Below are 17980 nucleotides of genomic sequence, written 5' to 3'. Positions count from 1 at the left end.
GCGGCCCAGCGGGAGCAAGCTCCCTCGCCACGGGCATTTTGCCAAGACGATCTAGCGAACCCCGCTCGACCGCAACGCTGCCGGCGTGTAGTCGGCTGCCCGAGCCTCGAACCCATAGACGTAGGCGTGCTTCTCTTCGTTTTTCATCCCCAGGGCAATATAGCGGCCAGCGATGATGTCGTAGAGCGCTTCGAGTGTGTAGCCCGGGTTCTGATGGTCGTAATAGAACTGGGCATGCCCTTCGGCCACGCGCCACAACTGGCCGCGCCCGTCATAGTGGTCCACCAGTGCCGCTTGCCAGCTGTCCTCATCGATGTACATGTGACGCTTGGCGTAGATATGCCGCTCGCTGGGCTTGACCGTACCCACTACTTCCCAGACCCGGTGCAGCTCGTAGCGCGTCAGGTCCTGGTTGATGTGCCCGGCCTTGATCACGTCATCGTATTTGAGACTCGGTGAATCAAGTTTGTAGCTGTTGTACGGGATGTACATTTCCTTCTTGCCCACCAGCTTCCAGTCGTAGCGATCCGGGGCGCCGGAAAACAGGTCGAAGTTGTCGGAAGTACGCAAGCCGTCGGCAGCGGTGCCCGGGCCGTCATAGGCAACTTGTGGGGCACGACGCACACGACGCTGGCCGGCGTTGTAGATCCATGCCAGACGCGGCTCCGTCACCTGGTCGAGCGTTTCATGCACCAGCAACACGTTACCGGCCAGGCGCGCCGGGGCCGTCACCTCTTGCTTGAAATAAGTGAGTACGTTGCTGGCTTTTTCCGGGTCGGCGTCCTTGATCAGAAACGGCACGGCGATCTCTTCTTCGAAGCGGATCGGCGTGAAGCTGCCGTTGGTCTGCGGTGTGGCCTGGATGATGACGCGCCGCAGGTTGCCGCCGTGGTAGCGGGTGACGTGGTTCCACAGCACCTCCACGCCGGTCTTGGGAATCGGGAACGCGTAGTAGCGGTTGCCAGTGAAGTTGGCCAGGCCGTTACCGTCGTTGATGGCGTTCACGTTCAGTGCGCTACGTTTGGCCGCCTCATAGATCTCCGGCGGCAGGCCAACGCTGCGGTGGGTCGGGTAGACCGGAATCCGGTAGGTTTCCGGGTAGCGCTTGAACATCGCGACCTGGCCTTCGGAGAGTTTGTCCTTGTACTTGTCCACGGTCGCGGCGGTGATGGTGAACAGCGGTTTTTCACTGGCGAACGGGTCGGCGAGGAAGCCTTTGCTGTCCACGGCACCGGCATTCTTCGGAATACCGCCGGTCCAGGCCGGGATCGAGCCATCAGCGTTGCCGGCCTTTTCCGCGCCCAGCGGGGTGAGGCTGGTGCCCAGTTTGTTGGCTTCCTCCGGCGAGACTGCCGCCATCACGTTCGCGGCCAGCAGGCTCAGGGCCAGGGCACCGCATTGCAGGATCATCTTGCGCATTGGGTTTTCCTTGTCAGCCAGATCAGAAGTTCACGCCGAAGCTCAGCGCGAGGAAGTCGCGGTCTTCGAGAACGTTGTAATCGCCGCCGAAGAAATCGGTGTAGCTCAGGCTGGCGGTGTAAGTGTTGCGGTAATCGGCATCGACACCCACGCTGACCGCCTTGGCGCCTTCGTTGAACAGACCGTTGGGCCCATAGCCGGCCACGTCATGGGACCAGGACAGGTTGGGCTTGAAGTTCACCCCGCCGATAACGTTGGAATAGTCAAGAATCGCCCGGGCGCGATAACCCCAGGAGGTCGAGGTGACAAAACCGTCGGTGTCGCCGTTGAAGCCGTACTGGCCGTAGACCGAATCGCGTCCATAACGCAGCTCGTCCTTCGATTCGAGACCGCCGACATGCACGACCGCGGCCTCACCGACCACGGTCAGGCGATCGGCGCCCAGCACCTGGTCGAAGAAGTGCGTCAGGGTGCTCTGCACCTGGGTCACTTCCTTGCGGCGGTAACCGGTGTTGTCCGCGCCCGGCGAAGTGGCGATCGGTGACGCGGCGCCTCCGGCGATCGGGTTCACCAAGGCCAGGGTCAGGTCGTTGGTGTTGACCTGTACCGGTGCATTGGGGCGGTAACTGATTTCGCCGGTCCACGCCGTGCCAGTCGGCAACGTGGTGGAGAAACTGGCGCCGTACAGGCGGATGTCTTCAGGGTATTCGAGGTAATACCCACCGCGCCCCAACATCACGCTTTGCGCCAGGCCCGCGCCGCTGCCAGGGGCGATGGCGTTTGCAGTCGCGACCATCCCCGGCAGCGCAGCCAGCGTAGAGAGCCCCGCCGTAGTGGTGCCCACAGTCGGCGTGCGGCTGTGGTAATTCATGAAGTACAGGCCGTACTCGGTGTCATCGCCGAGCCAGCGCAACGCCGTGCCCCACTGGCCGGAGTCCCGCGCATCGCGGTCACCGCCACGGGGAATGACCACGCCTTCGCTGGTCACCTGGATGCCCTGGCCGAACGCGGTGGTCAACGGCACGAACGGCGCAATCGCCGGGCTGCCTACGGTATAGCCATCGGTGCAACCATCGGCGACCACATCGTTACCGAAGAAGGTGCCGCAGTTGTCCACAACCGTCTGGTCCCACTCCAGTTGGTAGAAACCTTCGACGGTAAGCTTGTCGGTCAAGCCCTGGGAGGCGAACAGCATGTTGACCGGGATCAGGCCTTCCTTGATCTCCGCACCCGGGCGACGGAACGCGGACACATCCACCGGGTTGATGCTGTTGATGGAGTTGCCGATGAAGGTACTTTCGCCCCAACTGACCACCTGCTTGCCGGCGCGCACCGTGCCCGGCAGATCGGCGATGGAATAATTGTGATAGACGAAGGCATCGAGGATCTGCGCCCCCGACGACTTGGCGCCCTCCTTGCGGTTACTGTCGCTGATGTCCTTGAACTCGCGGTTTTCGTCCTTGAGCTCGAAGTCGTACCAATACTTGCCACGGACAAACACGCCGGTGTCGCCGTACTTGAGTTCGAGGTCGTGGAGGCCCTTGAAGATTTTCGAGAAGGTCTCGCCTTTCCTGAAATTCAATCGGCCGTCGTCACCGGTGGAAGACTGGCCCGTACCGCCATTGACGGTGCCGACCAGATCCCTGTCGGCATCGCGCATGCCCCAGCTCGCGCCAACCGACAGCGAGGAATCGAACTGCCCCTCGATTTCGCCAATGTTGAATGAAACGGCCTGCGCCTGGGCACAGCAACCCAAGGCCACCGCGACGGCCAGCGCCTGCGGCTTGAAGATGGCGCGCATTGTTATTGTTGTCATGCGTCTTCCCCGGTGAGTGACAGAGCCTCCACCCTACTGCCCCACGTCATGGGCGATAAGCGCACCAAGGGGGTATTCGCGATGTACCTCCAAAGGATGACAGCCCATGCGGGCCGGGCCTTTGCGTGGTGCATGAACGGACTGGATGAGAGGTTATCAACGGCGTGCATTTTCATCGCTGCGCCTGCACTGTTACATGCACTGCAACAGTGCATGTCCGGATCCGGGCTGTTTCCGAAAACGTCCCATCCCTATGCTGGCCGGGCTTGCGGGACAACGGGCCTGCAAGCGCAAGCCGCCAGGCGTCCCTCGCGCCTGGCGCACCGTCATTCGGATGGATTGCGCATCAATCCATCGTCCCCGTGTCCACTGACGTTGATTTGTAGCTCCTTTACAACGTCACGTTTAGGCCGCTGCGTTTTGCAGCGGCCTTTTTTATTTCCGGGTTATTTCCGCGAGGGAACTTCTTGTTTCCTGGATAACTCGAGCACTATTCAGAATATTCTCAAACGCTACCCGGAAATCGGTCCGGTAAACGTGCTCGGGCATTCGGACATCGCCGCGGGCGCAAGAGGTTATCCAGGCCCGATGTTTGCGAGGCATGCGTTGTATCTCAAGGGTATCGGCGCCTGGTTCGAGCCTTCCAGCTGCATTTTCGCCCGGCGAAACATGACGGTGTGATAGACAGGGAGACCGCTGCGAATCTCGCGGCCCTGGTGCAGAAGTACTTCCCCTGAGCGCGGTGCCGCGCCTGGCGACAACGTGCCCAGGGACGCGATTCAAATGGCGTGACGCTGCAGGTTCGCCATCATCTCTTTCAAAGCTTCCAGGTTGTCGTTCGGGTGGACTGCGTTTTCGAAGTCGCAAATCTGCTGCCAGTGAGCGGCGACGTCCTCGGGTGAGAACCCCTCGCGCGGATCGAAGCCGGCACCGAGGCTGCGCTCCCAGCGCACCTTGCCCATCCAGCCGCCGCCTACTTCGAACAATCCGGAAGTTTCCTGACAGGCTTCGCTGGCCAGGTACACGACCAGCGGGCTGACCAGCTCGGGCTTGAGCTGCTCGAATACCTGCGGCGGGATCAGGCCTTCGGTCATCCGCGTGCCGCCGGTGGGGGCGATGGCGTTGACGAGGATGTTGTTCTTGCGACCTTCGATAGCCAGGGTGCGAGTGAGGCCGTACAGGCCAAGCTTGGCCATGCCGTAGTTGGACTGGCCGAAGTTGCCATAGATGCCGGACGTGGAGGCGGTGAAGATCACTCGTCCGTAGTTCTGCTCGCGCAGGTGCGGCCAGGCGGCGCGGGTGACTTTATAGGCACCTTCGACATGGACACGGTAAACCAGGTCCCAGTCGGCATCGTCCATCTTATGGAAGGTCTTGTCGCGCAGGATACCGGCATTATTGACGACCACGTCCACCCTGCCGAAGGCGTCGAGGGCGTTTTGCACAAGCTTGTCGCCATCGGTGACCGAGTCATGATTGGCCTCGGCAATACCACCGGCGGCACGGATTTCAGCCACCACCCGATCCGCTGCCGAGGCGTTGGCGCCCTCCCCCTGCGCCGACCCGCCGAGATCGTTCACCAGCACGCGTGCGCCCTGCCGGGCAAACAGCAACGCATGAGCGCGGCCAAGGCCGCCGCCGGCTCCCGTGACGATCACGACTTTATCTTCGAAGCGCACAGATTCACTCATGGGCAGAACTCCAGCAGGCCGATAGGACATTGGCCCGAGTGTCCGGCACAAGTCGGCAGGCCACAATCAACTGGGCTCAGAGTGAATGGTGGGCGATAAGGTGAGGGGATGATGCGAGGCAATCGGTCATGAACAGGCCATTTGCCTGATCGGCGCCGCGATGATTTCGCGAAATGCCAGGTAATGCTTGAGTACCTGAACAGGTGCCTCGGTGTGTGGATAGTGGCCAATGTCAGGCAACAGCACCGTGTCGGCGTTCGGAATCAAGGCGCGGTAACGCGCCACCATATGCGCACCGGAAATCGGATCGATTGCCCCGTCGATGACCCGCAACGGCACTTCGCCGCGCTGCATCGCCTGCACCCAACGGTCGCGTTGCACCCGTCGTTCGGGAATATAGGCGATGAGTTTGTGCATGATCCGCGGCCCGTGATGGGTTTCGACGAGGCTCCAGTAATCATCCATCTCGCTTTCGGTCGGGCAGGTCCTGGGGCCGAAAATCCGTTGGAAACTCTTCACCAGCCCGTCCCTGGAGAAGGCCCGGCCTATCAGCCACCCCAAGGGGCTGAGCAGCAACTTCTGCATCAGCACCGGACGATGGGTCTCGGGAAACAGTCCACCATTGAGAAAGACACAACTGGCGACGTCGGCGCGCGCCTCGCTGTGCCGGGCAATCAACTCTTGGGCCACGCTGTCGCCATAATCGTGGGCCAGCACATGAACTCCCTGTGTCACATTCAAATGCGTCAGCAACGCTTGCTGCAGATCGGCCTGCTCCAACAGGCTATAGGTGTGATCCACAGGTTTATCGGAGTCACCGAAACCGAGCATGTCGCAGGCGATCACCCGGTAACGCTGTGCCAGCGGCTGCCACAGGTAATGCCAGTCCCAACTGGCGGTAGGGAACCCGTGGATCAACAGCAGAGGCTCGCCGTGGCCCGCCACCCAATAGCGGATAGCGTGACCCCGAAACATGAAGGTCTGTCCGCGCTGGCGCCAGATACGCAGCGGAATCTGGACCATGGGCATCAGCTTTTATAACCCGGATCTTGCTGGTCGAGTTTGCGCAGCAAGGCCGGCCAGGCCAGCGCGCCCCCCATGCCTTGGGCGCTTCGGGTCACCCCGGCAACCATCGCCCGGGCACCGGCCAGCACCTGGGGCTCGATGGCGATCAACTCGGCGCCGCCGGTCTGCGCCAGAACCTGGATGTCACAGGCTCGCTGGAAAATGAACATCATCAGGAAGGTATCGGCGATGGTGCCGCCACAAGTCAGCAGACCGTGGTTGTGAAGCATCAGGAAATTACTGTCGCCCAGGTCCGCTTGCAGGCGGGCCTTCTCTTCAGGATTGAGGGCGACCCCTTCGTAAGGGTGATACGCCAGGCTCGACAGCACGAACAGCGATTGCTGGCTGATCGGCAGGACGCCCTGTTTTTGCGCCGATACCGCGACACCGGCGGCCGTGTGGGTGTGCAACACACACATCACATCGTGCCGCACCTCGTGCACCGCACTGTGAATGGTGTAACCCGCCGGGTTTATCTCATAGGGGCTGGGCATCAGCTTGTTGCCGGCCTGGTCGACCTTGACCAGGCTCGACGCGGTGATTTCATGGAACATCAAACCGAACGGGTTGATCAGGAAATCTTCGGTGCCGGGGACCTTGGCGGAGATATGGGTAAAGATCAGATCGTCCCAGCCGTGCAGCGCGACCAGTCTGTAACAGGCGGCAAGATCGACGCGGGTCTGCCATTCCGCGGCGCTGACCTGGTCCTTGATGCCGGGTGTCGATTGAATGGGCGTCACGCTCACGGTTATGACCTCTGGCTTCTTGTTATGGTGGAGGCGTATCCAACCTCCATGAACAGAAAACCAGTCTAGTCAGCTCCGCCAGGGCCGGTAGTTGCATTGGCAGCCAGCTTACTGACCGAGCGGGTCATCAGGCGAACATCCGCGATCAGTGCCGGCCGCTCCTCCATCAATGGCGCAATGCAGCGATCAATTCGCCCAGCCAGGGCTCGGCATCGCTTTCCGGCGTCACACTCTCGCTGGCATCCAGGCGTAACATGGCCAGCACCTCGTGCACGCCCAGCTCGGCGAACAATTCGCGCATCTGCTCGCCACCACCGCAGAACGTATCGCCATAGCTGGCATCCCCGAGGCCGATCACCGCACCGGGCAGGCCGCGAAACGACGCGGGCAATTGGTCGCGAATCGTCGAATACAATGGCATCAGGTTGTCCGGCAGCTCGCCCATGCCGGTAGTGGACGTTATGGCCAGCAACGCCTGCGGGCCAAACGCCTGGATATCCGCCAGGGTTGCCCGCGGATTGTGGAATGTCTGGAAACCGGCGTCATCAAGCAATTTGGCGGCATGCCGGGCGACTTCTTCGGCGGTGCCGTATACGGAGCCGGAAAGGATGGCGACTTTCATCAATCTGATCCTGAAGCGGAATTAAAGAGCCGCAATGGTAGCAGGCTGAACAGTGATGCCGGGATTGATTCTCAACAACCGATAATGGCAAGTAGACATCCCCCAGGGTTCTTCTAGAATGCAGCGCACGCAGGGATGACGATGGCTGGAGGCCTCATGATTAATGCTCACTTGATGCAGTTGGTGATCAGCGCTTCGAACGACGGGATCGTCATCGCCGAAAAGGAAGGCGACGAAGACAATATCCTGATTTATGTAAACCCGGCGTTTGAACGGCTGACCGGCTACAGCCGCGACGAGATCCTCTACCAGGACTGCCGTTTCCTGCAGTCCGGCGATCGCGATCAACCGGCCCTGGAGCATATCCGCATGGCCTTGAAGCAAGGCGGATCATGCCGACAGGTCCTTCGCAACTATCGCAAGGACGGCACGCCGTTCTGGAATGAGCTGTCGTTGTCGACCGTGAAAAACCAGGCTGACGGGCACACTTATTTCGTCGGTGTGCAGAAGGACGTGACAATCCAGGTGAAAGCTCAACAGCGAATCGCCCAGCTTGAAAAGGAGTTGGCTGAAGCACGGGAGACCATTGCGCGCCTGGATGCGACGAACGGCGCAAACAAAACGGCGAATTAATGGTCAGTCACTACAATCACCCGTGAACTCGCACATATTTTTCGAGCACTGTATGCAGCGCGACGCCCTTCTTACCCAAGATGAGCTGGATTTCATCCGGACCATGCAGCACAGCCCGCAGTTGAACGAGCGGGATGTCACGTCGAGCTTGCTGGTAAACGGTGGGTCGCAGATCCGTGACCTTTTGACGCGCCTGGCAGCAAACGAGCAGGTCACGTTACAAGCCAATTTCGAAAACCAACAGATGACCTTTCCGTTGCATCTGGTGGAAGACGAATTCCATGCCATGCACCTGCGCCTGGGTGTGCCGAGCATCTATGAGGATGGACCAAAGGTGCGCCCATGGCGCCTGACGCTCGAGGCACCGGTTGCGCTGGAAAATGCCAAGGGTCAGCCAGGTCCTTTATGGGTGCACGAGGTATCTTGCAAGGGCGTTCTGCTGGAAATTCGCAACCGCACCAAACCGCCAAAACAGTTCGCGTTGTGGTTCAGCCCTTCAGGCTACGAGAGAATTTCGCTTCGCGGTACGTTCGAACGGGAAACCGATCAGGGCCTGTACGCCTACCATCTGAATCAGCATGACCAGGACGAAACCGAGCGCCTGCGTCAATACATCCTCCAGCAACATCGTCTGACCCATCCGGCGATGCACCTCTAGGCTTTGTACGAAAAGTGCCTGCGCGACGATCGGCGACTTTTCGTACAAATCCTAGCAAGCCATTCAAGTGTCCAGGTTACCCGCCAGAAATTGACGCAAGCGTTGGCGCATCAGCATGCCTTCATTTCCCAGGCAAGCGATGGAAGAGCCCGCCAGGCTTTCCTGCGCCAGGTCGGACGCATCGCCGGCGAGCATGACCGGGCAATCGAGGCTCATCGCCAGCCTGTTCAGCCGCTTGGGCAGCTCCGCGGCCGGCGCATGATTGGAAACCAGCACGAGCGCCAATGGCTTGATCTTCTGGCAAATCAGGGTCAATTCGTCAAAGGGTTGGCCGACAGCCATGACCCTGACATCCACCTCCGCCCTGGAGATGAATAGCGTCGTGACCAGCAACTCCAATTCCCGGCATTGGCCAGCTATGGCGCTGACCAGGACCCGGCGCGACGAAGTTTCGCGCTTCAGCAAGAGTCGTTGCATGACACGCGAGCGCAAGAAACCGTCGAAAAACAGCCACTCACTGGTCTGCCCGAACTCATGCTGGCGTTGGAGCAATGCTCGCCAGAGCGGCATCAGGATGTCCTGGAAGACGACCGGTGCCGTATAGCTGGAAAAAATCTGTCCATAGACCCGATCCAGCTCCACATCGTCAAAGTTGCCGACTGCTTCAGCCACGAGCTGTTGCCACTGGGCGTAATCAGCGCGCACCAGATCGGGCGAAATGAACCTGGAGGCTGGCTGAACCGACTCGGTCCTGGCGAGAATTTTCCCCACCTTGCTCACCGCTACCCCGCGTTCGATCCAGGCGAGAATGCTGCGAACCTTCTCGATGTCGCCCAATGAATACAGGCGGTGCCCGCTTTCGGTGCGTGTGGGCTGGATGAGGCCGTAGCGCCGCTCCCACGCGCGCAAGGTCACCGGATTCACGCCAGTCACCCGCGCCACTTCGCGGATGGGAAACAAATCCTCGCCTTTCAAAGCCACGGAGGCCTGAAACGCAAGGTTCTCTTCGATGATCACGCTCATTCCGAAGGCTTACCCGGCTCGAATTGGATCCCAGTTTACTCCTCACCGGGGATGTCTTTACAAGGTAGATAGCGGGCGATATTCGAATTTGTAGTTTTTTATCCTACAAGGAATAATCCTTGCTTGCCTTCAGGCATCGAACGTCGCCCCCTTACCCTGGGGCCGTTCTTCAAGCGAATCTCCTACCCGGAGTGCCGCAGCCGTAACATGGAGATACAAAATGTCTGCCTCACCCGTCACGTTGATGGTTGCCCGCCGCGTCGCCAATGGCCGCTATCAGGACTTGATCGCCTGGTTGCGCGAAGGCGAGCAACTGGCGACCGACTTCCCCGGCTACCTGGGCTCAGGCGTACTTGCGCCGCCGCCCGAAGACGACGAATTCCAGATCATCTTCCGTTTCGCCGATGAGCAGACCCTGCATGCGTGGGAACATTCGGCCTCGCGCACGGCTTGGCTGGGACGCGGCAGCGAGCTGTTTGCCCATCCCTCCGAACACCGAGTGCGCGGCATCGACGGCTGGTTCGGCGCCGTCAACCAGCGCCCGCCGCGCTGGAAACAGGCGGTGGCTATCTGGCTGGCGTTTTTTCCGGTTTCGTTGTTGTTCAATTTCCTGCTGGGGCCATTACTGGTTGAACTGGGCATGTTGAGCCGGGTGCTGATCAGCACGCTCATCCTGACGCCGCTGATGGTTTATCTGTTTATCCCGTTATCGACCCACTTGCTGGCGAACTGGCTCGCCGGCGCACCGCAACGACCAGTGCCGGCGACGCAGAACCATTAATGCAGCAGGACTTCGTGTGGGAGCGAGCCTGCTCGCGAAAGCGGCCTGCCAGCCAGATTGAATCCAGCTGGACCAACGCCTTCGCGAGCAGGCTCGCTCCCACAGTGAAATTGGCAATGCATTCACTGGATCGGTCGCCAATAGGTACACGGTATCCGGCGCTGTTATAGTTTTGCTTCCGCCGCAAACCGAGCCGCCCCATGCCTACCGCTCCGATCCTCATCACCGGCGCAGCCCAGCGTGTCGGCCTGCACTGCGCCCGTCGGTTGCTGGAAGACGGGCAACCGGTCATCGCCACCTATCGCACCGAACGCCCGGGCGTGCAGACGCTACGGGACTCAGGGGCCACGATGCTGTTTGCCGACTTTTCCAGTGAAGCGGGAATCCTCGCCTTCATCGAACAACTCAAGCAGCACACCGACCAGCTACGCGCCATTGTGCATAACGCCTCGGCCTGGCTGGCCGAAACCCCAGGCGATGAGGCGGCCGCCTTCGGCGCGATGTTTGGCGTGCACATGCTCGCGCCTTACCTGATCAACCTGCAGTGCGCCGAGCTGCTGCAACGCTCGGTGCCGGCCGATATCGTGCACATCAGTGATGACGTGACCCGCAAGGGCAGCAGCCGGCACATCGCCTATTGCGCCACCAAGGCCGGGCTCGAGAGCCTGACCTTGTCGTTTGCGGCAAAGTACGCACCCGCCATCAAGGTCAACGGTATCGCCCCGGCCCTGCTACTGTTCAATCCCGACGACGATGCGGCCTATCGGGCCAAGGCCCTGGCCAAATCCGCGCTGGGTTTCGAGCCGGGCAGTGAAGTGATCTACCAGAGCCTGCGTTATCTGCTGGACAACCCCTACGTCACCGGCACGACCCTGACCGTCAACGGTGGGCGGCACATTAAATAATCCTGTTCCGAGGAAGCGCAATGGCCCTGTCGCCCGAGCATTACCGCGAGATCCTGATCGGCCTGGGCGAAGACCCGGAACGCGAAGGCCTGCTTGATACACCGGTGCGGGCCGCGAAGGCCATGCAGTACCTTTGCCATGGCTATGAACAGAGCATCGAACAGATCGTCAACGGCGCCCTGTTCGCCTCCGACAGCGATGAAATGGTGATCGTTGCCGACATCGAACTCTATTCATTGTGCGAACATCACCTGCTGCCCTTCATCGGCAAGGCCCATGTGGCTTATATTCCTACGGGCAAGGTCCTGGGGCTGTCGAAGATCGCCCGGCTGGTGGATATGTTCGCCCGTCGCCTGCAGATCCAGGAAAACCTCACCCGGCAAATCGCTGACGCGGTGCAGCAGGTCACCCAGGCCGCCGGCGTTGCGGTGGTGATAGAAGCCCAGCACATGTGCATGATGATGCGCGGTGTCGAAAAACAGAACTCGACGATGAACACCTCGGTGATGCTCGGCGCCTTTCGCGAGTCCAGCACCACGCGCCAGGAGTTCCTGCAATTGATTCGACGGAGCCAATAAATGCCACAACTTCAGCCCGCCATGGCGCGCATCAAGGTCAAGGACCTGCGCCTGCGTACGTTCATTGGCATCAACGAGGACGAGATCCTCAACAAGCAGGATGTGTTGATCAACCTGACCATCCTCTACGCGGCCCAAGAGGCAGTGCGCGATAACGACATCGACCACGCCCTGAACTACCGCACCATCACCAAGACAATCATCGCCCATGTGGAGGGCAACCGATTCGCCTTGCTCGAACGCCTGACCCAGGAGTTGCTGGACCTGGTCATGGCCAACGAGTCGGTGCTGTACGCCGAGGTCGAAGTCGACAAGCCGCACGCCTTGCGCTTCGCCGAGTCAGTGTCGATTACCCTCGCGGCAAGCCGTGCTGCTTCGTAGCAGCCAAAAGTTTCAAGCGGTAAGCTTCAAGCCTGAACACCGCAAACCCACTTGCAGCTTGAAGCTCGCCGCTTGAAGCTGTCTCGCAGAGACTCCCATGAACGATCAACAACGCCTCGAACTCGAAGCCGCCGCTTTCCGCCAGCTGGTTGCCCATCTGGACAGCCGCAAGGATGTGCAAAACATCGACCTGATGAACCTCGCCGGTTTCTGCCGCAACTGCCTGTCGAAGTGGTACAAGGCTGCCGCCGACGAGCGTCAGGTCGAGGTCAGCCTCGACGATGCCCGCGAAGTCGTCTACGGCATGCCCTATGCCGAGTGGAAAGCTCAATACCAGAAAGAAGCCAGCGCCGAACAGCAAGCGGCGTTCGCCAAAGGAACTCCCGATGCCTGACCTGAACACCTTCCGCGCCAGCCTCAAGAGTGGCGAACATGTTTTCGCCGATACCCTGGCCTTTGTCGCCGATGGCTACGATTACCAGCCCCAGGCTTTCAACAACGGTGGCGTCGAGAACGCCGCCGGGCAGAACGAAGGTTCGTGCAAGACCCTGGGCCTGGCGTTGCTTGAAGGCTTGAGCGATGAAGAAGCACTCCTGGCGTTTGGCGAGCATTACCGTTCGGTGCTGGCCACGCCCGAGGGCAGCGATCACGGCAATATCCGCGCGTTGATGGTCCATGGTCTCGCCGGCGTGAAGTTCGAGGCGCAGCCGCTGCAACGGCGCTGACCGTCCCGCTCTTGTGGCGAGGGAGCTTGCCCCCTCGCCACAAGAGCCGCTTGCGCAAGATTCACAGTTATCCACATCCCGACTTTTATGATTGACCCGGCAACTTTATTTCGTTTGCCGGGCGCCTCTCCCCGCGGCTTAGATAAAGGCAATATTTCTTCCTTCGAGCCGTCATCCATGAGCCGCGAAAGCATCAGCCAATCGATTTCCTTCGTTCACCCCGTCAGCCTCGACCATGGAAGAAACGCCGAAGTCTGGGACACGGATGGCAAGCGCTACATTGATTTTGTCGGCGGCATCGGCGTGCTGAATCTCGGCCACTGTCATCCGCGTGTCGTCGAGGCGATTCGCGAGCAAGCCACCCGGTTGACCCACTATGCGTTCAACGCCGCGCCGCACCGGCCTTATCTCGAATTGATGGAGCGCCTGGCAAGATTCATCCCGGTGGACTATCCGGTTAGCGGCATGCTTACCAACAGCGGCGCCGAGGCAGCGGAGAACGCCTTGAAAATCGTCCGCGGCGCCACGGGGCGCACCGCCGTGATCGCGTTTGATGGCGGCTTCCACGGCCGGACCCTGGCCACCCTCAACCTCAACGGCAAGGTTGCGCCCTACAAACAGAAAGTAGGTGTCCTGCCCGGACCGGTCTATCACCTGCCCTATCCCAGCCAGGACAACGGCGTGACCTGTGCCGAAGCCTTGAAAGCCATGGACCGGTTGTTCAGCGTCGAGATCGATGTAAACGACGTAGCCTGTTTCATCGTCGAGCCGGTGCAGGGCGAAGCCGGTTTCCTGGCGATGGACATAGCCTTCGCCCAGGCGCTGCGCCAGTTCTGTGACGACAAGGGCATCGTGTTGGTCATCGATGAGATCCAGTCCGGTTTCGGCCGTACCGGCCAACGTTTTGCGTTTTCGCGGCTGGGCATCGAACCGGACCTGATCCTGCTGGGCAAGAGCATCGCCGGCGGTGTCCCGCTGGGGGCGGTGATGGGACGCAAAGCCCTGATGGACAACCTGCCCAAGGGCGGCCTCGGCGGCACCTACTCGGGCAACCCTATCGCCTGCGCCGCCGCGCTGGCGACCCTGGACGAGATGACCGACACGAACCTGCGGGCCTGGGGCGCACGCCAGGAGGAGGCCATAGTTAGCCGCTACGAATCCTGGCGCCGTCGCGGGTTGTCCCCCTATCTGGGGCGGTTGACCGGAGTCGGCGTCATGCGCGGCATCGAACTGGCCCACGCCGATGGCACCCCGGCGTCGGCTCAATTGACGCAATTGTTGGCGGCGGCACGGGACTCGGGCTTGCTGCTGATGCCCAGCGGCAAATCCCGGCACATCATTCGGCTACTGGCGCCGTTGACGACCGAGCCGGCGGTGCTGGAAGAGGGATTGGACATCTTGGAAGCGTGCCTGGCGGAACTGGCCTGAATACGGTCCCCTTGTCCACACAGCCCTTGTGGGAGCGAGCTTGCTCGCGATAGCGTCAGGTCAGCCAACATCTATGTTGACTGACACACCGTCATCGCGAGCAAGCTCGCTCCCACAAGGGCTCGGCATCCACCCGTTGGTCATGTGACAGGCATAAAAAAACCGGCCGAAGCCGGTTTTTTATTGCCCGATGGATCAGAACGAAACGTTCTGCAAGCCATCCAGGTAACGCTCGGTGTCCAGGGCCGCCATGCAACCGGCGCCGGCCGAGGTGATCGCCTGGCGGTAGACGTGGTCGGCCACGTCGCCGGCCGCGAAGATACCTTCGACGCTGGTGGCCGTGGCGTTGCCGTCGCGACCGCCCTTGACCACCAGGTAGCCGTCCTTGAGCTCCAGCTGGCCTTCGAACAACGAGGTGTTCGGCGTGTGGCCGATGGCGATGAAGACGCCGTCGACCTTGATCTCGTCAAAGCTGCCGTCGTTGTTCTTCAGGCGGGCACCGGTCACGCCCATGTTGTCGCCCAGCACTTCGTCCAGGGTCGCGTTGAGCTTGAGGATGATCTTGCCTTCGGCGACGCGGGCGTTGAGCTTGTCGATCAGGATTTTCTCGGCGCGGAAGGTTTCGCGACGGTGGATCAGCGTGACCGTGCTGGCGATGTTGGCCAGGTACAGCGCTTCCTCGACTGCGGTGTTGCCGCCACCGACCACGGCGACCGGCTTGTTGCGGTAGAAGAAACCATCGCAGGTGGCGCAGGCGGACACGCCTTTGCCCATGAAAGCTTCCTCCGATGGCAGGCCCAGGTAGCGGGCGCTGGCGCCGGTGGCGATGATCAGGGCATCACAGGTGTAGGTCGCGCTGTCGCCGGTCAGGGTGTAGGGCTTGGCGGCGAAATCCACGGCGTTGATGTGGTCGAAAACGATCTCGGTCTCGAAGCGCTCGGCGTGTTCCTTCATGCGTTCCATCAAGGCCGGACCGGTCAGGCCATGGACATCACCCGGCCAGTTGTCGACTTCAGTGGTGGTGGTCAACTGACCGCCGGCCTGCATGCCGGTGATCAGCAACGGCTTGAGGTTGGCACGTGCCGCATAGACCGCGGCGCTGTAACCGGCAGGGCCGGAACCGAGGATAATCACTCGCGAATGACGGACTTCAGACATGACTTGCTCCTGTTGACCGGACCCTGCGGCCCGGAACGCCGGCTATGCGGCGGGAATAAAAAAGGACTGTGGATGCACTTGGGGAAGGCTTGGGTTCGACAGTCCTGAAAAAGATTGGGTGCAGCGTATCGAGGGAGCGAAGATTAAGGAAATACGGTTTAACAATCCAGCTCATAGGTGAGCTCTATCCGCGGCAGCGCTCCCGATAGCTGCGATCCTGCGCTAAACCTTTGTTACACACAGTGTCGTGGCTTTCGCGCACCGAGCAAAGCCGGTAAGGTCGGCGCGTCCACCTACCCTCGGAGCCACCTATGCCCGCCGCCCCTGTCCTGTCCGGCCCGCAATATTTGCGAGAAGGACTCAAACTGGTCCTGAGCCCCAGCCTGCGCCTGTTTGTCTTGTTGCCGCTGGCGATCAATCTGGTGTTGTTCGTCGGGCTGATCTACCTCGCCGGTCACCAGTTCAGCCTGTGGGTCGACACGCTGATGCCGTCGTTGCCGGATTGGCTGAGCTTTCTCAGTTACGTGCTCTGGCCATTGTTCGTCGTCCTTGTCGTACTGATGGTGTTTTTCAGCTTCACCATGCTCGCCAATATCATTGCGGCGCCCTTCAATGGCTTTCTCGCCGAGAAAGTCGAGGTAGTGGTTCGCGGCACCGATGATTTCCCCGCGTTCAGTTGGGGCGAGCTGGTTGCGATGATCCCGCGTACCTTGGCCCGGGAGGCGCGCAAGCTCGGCTATTTTCTGCCCCGGGCCCTGGGGCTGTTCGTGCTGTCATTCATCCCGGTGATCAATATCGTCGCCGCACCGCTGTGGCTGCTGTTCGGCATCTGGATGATGGCGATCCAGTACATCGACTACCCGGCGGACAACCACAAACTGGGCTGGAAAGAGATGCTCGCCTGGCTGCGGGAAAAACGCTGGCAGAGCCTGGGCTTCGGCGGCAGCGTTTACCTGGTGTTGCTGATCCCCTTCGTGAACATTTTGATGATGCCGGCGGCGGTGGCCGGGGCGACGCTGTTCTGGGTGCGCGAACAAGGTGCCGAGACCGCTTTGGCCCGTCAGGGCTGAGCCGTCACAAATCCATCATCCTGGCGTCACAATGACGAAATGGCCCCGGTCGACACTGGGGTCATGACCACACTCCTGCACGTTACCCTCGTCACCGAAACCTTTGCGCCGGAAATCAATGGCGTAGCCAACACCCTGGGTCGTCTCTACGACGGCTTGCGTGCCCGCGGGCACCGGGTGGAACTGATCCGCCCACGCCAGGCCGGGGACCACGGCCTGGCCAGTGACGAGCAGTTGCTGCTATGCCGGGGCTGGCCTTTGCCCGGGTATCCGGGGCTGCAATGGGGGCAGGCGTCGATGCACAAGTTGCTCAGGCGCTGGAAACGTCATCGCCCGGACGTGCTGTATATCGCCACGGAAGGCCCGCTGGGCTTGTCCGCGCTACGAGCAGCGCGGCGCCTGGGGATTTCGGTGGTCAGCGGCTTCCATACCAATTTCCAGCAATACACCCAGCAATATGGCCTCGGCTTGCTAAGTCGCGGGCTGACCCATTACCTGCGCTGGTTCCACAACCGCTCCAGCCTGACACTGGTGCCCAGCCTCAGCCAGCGTCTGGAACTGGAACGCCGGCATTTCGAACGCGTGGCGTTGCTGTCCCGCGGCGTGGACAGCCAACTGTTCCATCCAGCCAAACGCTCCACAGACCTTCGTGAAACGTGGGGCCTGGGCGAGGACGACATTGCCGTCATCCATGTCGGACGCCTGGCGCCGGAGAAAAACCTCGGGCTGCTCAAGCGCAGTTTCGACACGCTGAGCAGCGCCTTCCCGGCACGGCGAATCAGACTGGTGATAGTCGGTGACGGCCCGCAGCGGCCCGCCCTCGAACAGCAATTGCCCGAGGCGATCTTTTGCGGCGCACAGCGTGGCGAAGCGCTGGCTGCGCATTATGCGTCCGGGGACGTGTTTGTCTTTCCGAGCCTGACCGAAACCTTTGGCAACGTCGTGCTCGAAGCACTTGCCTCGGGGCTGGGCGTGGTGGCCTACGATCAGGCTGCGGCGGCGCAGCACATCCGTCACGGCTATAACGGCGTGCTGGCGATGCCAGGGGATGAAGAGGCTTTTTGCGACGCGGCCCGCTGGCTGCTGGAAGAGCGCGAGGCCTTGCGTTGTGTGCGGCTCAATGCGCGCCAGCATGCCAGTCGCCAGGGCTGGGCATCGGTGATCGAGCAGTTCGAGGCGCAGTTACGCGGGGTTTGTGTGGGTGAGCAGGTGCTGCCTGCGGCGCCGACGGTGCGTTGATTGTCGCTGATGCTGAGGGCGCCATCGCGAGCAAGCTCGCTT

19 protein-coding genes are annotated in these 17980 nt (G+C 60.9%); 11 read left to right on the top strand and 8 right to left on the bottom strand.

What is annotated here, in order from left to right:
• Nucleotides 1–51: 51 nt before the first annotated feature.
• The 6 genes from J3P86_RS04390 to J3P86_RS04365 form a co-directional block, all read right to left on the bottom strand.
• Nucleotides 52–1419, bottom strand: coding sequence for a DUF1329 domain-containing protein (locus tag J3P86_RS04390; RefSeq protein WP_434626043.1), 1368 nt, complete (start codon nucleotides 1417–1419; stop codon nucleotides 52–54).
• Nucleotides 1420–1441: 22 nt separating this feature from the next.
• Nucleotides 1442–3235, bottom strand: coding sequence for a DUF1302 domain-containing protein (locus tag J3P86_RS04385; RefSeq protein ID WP_434626045.1), 1794 nt, complete (start codon nucleotides 3233–3235; stop codon nucleotides 1442–1444).
• A gap of 779 nt (nucleotides 3236–4014) precedes the next feature.
• Nucleotides 4015–4926, bottom strand: coding sequence for an SDR family oxidoreductase (locus tag J3P86_RS04380; protein WP_434569771.1), 912 nt, complete (start codon nucleotides 4924–4926; stop codon nucleotides 4015–4017).
• A 126-nt stretch (nucleotides 4927–5052) separates the two neighbouring features.
• The gene (locus J3P86_RS04375; RefSeq protein ID WP_434699521.1) at nucleotides 5053–5955 is read right to left on the bottom strand and encodes an alpha/beta fold hydrolase; all 903 of its coding nucleotides are present in this window, start codon (nucleotides 5953–5955) and stop codon (nucleotides 5053–5055) included.
• Nucleotides 5955–6737: a class II aldolase/adducin family protein gene (locus J3P86_RS04370; protein WP_434569773.1), complete on the bottom strand. Its 783-nt coding sequence runs from the start codon at nucleotides 6735–6737 to the stop codon at nucleotides 5955–5957. The genes J3P86_RS04375 and J3P86_RS04370 overlap by 1 nt, the downstream gene beginning before the upstream one ends.
• A 166-nt stretch (nucleotides 6738–6903) precedes the next feature.
• On the bottom strand, nucleotides 6904–7359 hold the full coding sequence (locus tag J3P86_RS04365) for a flavodoxin (RefSeq protein ID WP_434626049.1): 456 nt from the start codon (nucleotides 7357–7359) through the stop codon (nucleotides 6904–6906).
• A 156-nt stretch (nucleotides 7360–7515) separates the two neighbouring features.
• Here J3P86_RS04365 and J3P86_RS04360 point away from each other — a divergent pair, with 156 nt between their 5' ends.
• Entirely contained in the window at nucleotides 7516–7992 is a 477-nt protein-coding gene (locus J3P86_RS04360; protein WP_305501358.1) for a PAS domain-containing protein, read from the top strand.
• A 52-nt stretch (nucleotides 7993–8044) separates the two neighbouring features.
• Nucleotides 8045–8650, top strand: coding sequence for a hypothetical protein (locus J3P86_RS04355; RefSeq protein WP_305496748.1), 606 nt, complete (start codon nucleotides 8045–8047; stop codon nucleotides 8648–8650).
• A gap of 63 nt (nucleotides 8651–8713) precedes the next feature.
• Here J3P86_RS04355 and J3P86_RS04350 read toward each other — a convergent pair whose 3' ends face one another.
• The gene (locus J3P86_RS04350; protein WP_434699520.1) at nucleotides 8714–9673 is read right to left on the bottom strand and encodes a MerR family transcriptional regulator; all 960 of its coding nucleotides are present in this window, start codon (nucleotides 9671–9673) and stop codon (nucleotides 8714–8716) included.
• A gap of 220 nt (nucleotides 9674–9893) precedes the next feature.
• Between J3P86_RS04350 and J3P86_RS04345 the strand changes: the two genes are divergently transcribed.
• The 7 genes from J3P86_RS04345 to J3P86_RS04315 all read left to right on the top strand — a co-directional run bounded on the left by J3P86_RS04345 (nucleotide 9894) and on the right by J3P86_RS04315 (nucleotide 14471).
• Nucleotides 9894–10454, top strand: coding sequence for an antibiotic biosynthesis monooxygenase (locus J3P86_RS04345; protein WP_434653654.1), 561 nt, complete (start codon nucleotides 9894–9896; stop codon nucleotides 10452–10454).
• Nucleotides 10455–10654: 200 nt separating this feature from the next.
• Complete coding sequence (gene folM / locus J3P86_RS04340; protein ID WP_434653655.1) at nucleotides 10655–11359, top strand: dihydromonapterin reductase; 705 nt, start codon at nucleotides 10655–10657, stop codon at nucleotides 11357–11359.
• Nucleotides 11360–11379: 20 nt separating this feature from the next.
• On the top strand, nucleotides 11380–11937 hold the full coding sequence (gene folE, locus J3P86_RS04335) for a GTP cyclohydrolase I FolE (RefSeq protein WP_434569779.1): 558 nt from the start codon (nucleotides 11380–11382) through the stop codon (nucleotides 11935–11937).
• A complete protein-coding gene (gene folX / locus J3P86_RS04330; RefSeq protein WP_434699518.1) occupies nucleotides 11938–12318 on the top strand; it encodes a dihydroneopterin triphosphate 2'-epimerase in 381 nt (126 codons plus the stop codon). It begins immediately after the preceding gene.
• 97 nt (nucleotides 12319–12415) lie between these two features.
• On the top strand, nucleotides 12416–12712 hold the full coding sequence (locus tag J3P86_RS04325) for a DUF1244 domain-containing protein (RefSeq protein WP_434699517.1): 297 nt from the start codon (nucleotides 12416–12418) through the stop codon (nucleotides 12710–12712).
• The gene (locus J3P86_RS04320; protein ID WP_305496755.1) at nucleotides 12705–13043 is read left to right on the top strand and encodes a HopJ type III effector protein; all 339 of its coding nucleotides are present in this window, start codon (nucleotides 12705–12707) and stop codon (nucleotides 13041–13043) included. Before J3P86_RS04325 ends, J3P86_RS04320 begins: the two co-directional genes overlap by 8 nt.
• A 177-nt stretch (nucleotides 13044–13220) precedes the next feature.
• Nucleotides 13221–14471, top strand: a complete 1251-nt coding sequence (locus tag J3P86_RS04315; RefSeq protein ID WP_434699516.1) for a 2-aminoadipate transaminase — start codon at nucleotides 13221–13223, stop codon at nucleotides 14469–14471.
• Between the two features lie 195 nt (nucleotides 14472–14666).
• On the opposite strand, the gene trxB is transcribed toward J3P86_RS04315, so the two are convergent.
• Nucleotides 14667–15629: a thioredoxin-disulfide reductase gene (gene trxB / locus J3P86_RS04310; RefSeq protein ID WP_212799028.1), complete on the bottom strand. Its 963-nt coding sequence runs from the start codon at nucleotides 15627–15629 to the stop codon at nucleotides 14667–14669.
• Between the two features lie 311 nt (nucleotides 15630–15940).
• On the opposite strand from trxB, the gene cysZ reads away from it, so the two are divergent.
• Nucleotides 15941–16699 (top strand): sulfate transporter CysZ, encoded by a 759-nt coding sequence (gene cysZ, locus J3P86_RS04305; protein WP_434653658.1) that lies wholly within the window; start codon nucleotides 15941–15943, stop codon nucleotides 16697–16699.
• A 39-nt stretch (nucleotides 16700–16738) separates the two neighbouring features.
• Entirely contained in the window at nucleotides 16739–17938 is a 1200-nt protein-coding gene (locus J3P86_RS04300) for a glycosyltransferase family 4 protein (RefSeq protein WP_434626062.1), read from the top strand.
• The last annotated feature ends 42 nt before the right edge of the window (nucleotides 17939–17980 follow it).

This window comes from Pseudomonas sp. D1-1, from assembly GCF_051132225.1.
Lineage (GTDB): Bacteria > Pseudomonadota > Gammaproteobacteria > Pseudomonadales > Pseudomonadaceae > Aquipseudomonas.
The sequence above is the reverse complement of the archived record's forward strand: the minus strand, read 5'-3'. Positions and strand labels throughout refer to the sequence as shown.

Bases quoted from the DNA above. Each gene is read 5' to 3' on its own strand.
- J3P86_RS04390 (WP_434626043.1), bottom strand. From the start codon at position 1,419: ATGCGCAAGATGATCCTGCAATGCGGTGCCCTGGCCCTGAGCCTGCTG.
- J3P86_RS04385 (WP_434626045.1), bottom strand. From the start codon at position 3,235: ATGACAACAATAACAATGCGCGCCATCTTCAAGCCGCAGGCGCTGGCC.
- J3P86_RS04380 (WP_434569771.1), bottom strand. From the start codon at position 4,926: ATGAGTGAATCTGTGCGCTTCGAAGATAAAGTCGTGATCGTCACGGGA.
- J3P86_RS04375 (WP_434699521.1), bottom strand. From the start codon at position 5,955: ATGCCCATGGTCCAGATTCCGCTGCGTATCTGGCGCCAGCGCGGACAG.
- J3P86_RS04365 (WP_434626049.1), bottom strand. From the start codon at position 7,359: ATGAAAGTCGCCATCCTTTCCGGCTCCGTATACGGCACCGCCGAAGAA.
- J3P86_RS04360 (WP_305501358.1), top strand. From the start codon at position 7,516: ATGATTAATGCTCACTTGATGCAGTTGGTGATCAGCGCTTCGAACGAC.
- J3P86_RS04355 (WP_305496748.1), top strand. From the start codon at position 8,045: ATGCAGCGCGACGCCCTTCTTACCCAAGATGAGCTGGATTTCATCCGG.
- J3P86_RS04350 (WP_434699520.1), bottom strand. From the start codon at position 9,673: ATGAGCGTGATCATCGAAGAGAACCTTGCGTTTCAGGCCTCCGTGGCT.
- J3P86_RS04345 (WP_434653654.1), top strand. From the start codon at position 9,894: ATGTCTGCCTCACCCGTCACGTTGATGGTTGCCCGCCGCGTCGCCAAT.
- folM (WP_434653655.1), top strand. From the start codon at position 10,655: ATGCCTACCGCTCCGATCCTCATCACCGGCGCAGCCCAGCGTGTCGGC.
- folE (WP_434569779.1), top strand. From the start codon at position 11,380: ATGGCCCTGTCGCCCGAGCATTACCGCGAGATCCTGATCGGCCTGGGC.
- folX (WP_434699518.1), top strand. From the start codon at position 11,938: ATGCCACAACTTCAGCCCGCCATGGCGCGCATCAAGGTCAAGGACCTG.
- J3P86_RS04325 (WP_434699517.1), top strand. From the start codon at position 12,416: ATGAACGATCAACAACGCCTCGAACTCGAAGCCGCCGCTTTCCGCCAG.
- J3P86_RS04320 (WP_305496755.1), top strand. From the start codon at position 12,705: ATGCCTGACCTGAACACCTTCCGCGCCAGCCTCAAGAGTGGCGAACAT.
- J3P86_RS04315 (WP_434699516.1), top strand. From the start codon at position 13,221: ATGAGCCGCGAAAGCATCAGCCAATCGATTTCCTTCGTTCACCCCGTC.
- trxB (WP_212799028.1), bottom strand. From the start codon at position 15,629: ATGTCTGAAGTCCGTCATTCGCGAGTGATTATCCTCGGTTCCGGCCCT.
- cysZ (WP_434653658.1), top strand. From the start codon at position 15,941: ATGCCCGCCGCCCCTGTCCTGTCCGGCCCGCAATATTTGCGAGAAGGA.
- J3P86_RS04300 (WP_434626062.1), top strand. From the start codon at position 16,739: ATGGCCCCGGTCGACACTGGGGTCATGACCACACTCCTGCACGTTACC.